Genomic DNA, 238 nt, shown 5'->3' with positions numbered 1-238 from the left:
CTATGAGCAGGGTGCAGCCCGCTTCGGCTGGGCCGACCGCCCGCAGCAGCCGAGTTCCCGCCGCGAAGGCAATGAGTGGGTCGGCTGTGGCATGGCCACCGGCCAATGGGATGCCATGCAGATGTTCGCCCGCGCGCGCGCCCGCCTGCACGCCGTCGGGATCCGCGATGGCAGCCTCGCGCACCGCGACGACCCCGCCGGCCCCGAGACGCTGACCGCCCTGCTCGCCGCCGATGCG

General features: G+C 74.4%; 1 pseudogene. It reads left to right on the top strand.

The features are described from left to right. Nucleotides 1-238: pseudogene (locus ACQG3P_RS23245) on the top strand (xanthine dehydrogenase family protein molybdopterin-binding subunit); the annotation flags it as partial.

The organism is Stenotrophomonas sp. SrG (assembly GCF_050031795.1).
In the GTDB taxonomy this organism is placed as follows: domain Bacteria; phylum Pseudomonadota; class Gammaproteobacteria; order Xanthomonadales; family Xanthomonadaceae; genus Stenotrophomonas; species Stenotrophomonas rhizophila_A.
Note: the sequence above shows the minus strand (reverse complement) of the source record. Positions and strands in the feature narration are given on the sequence as shown.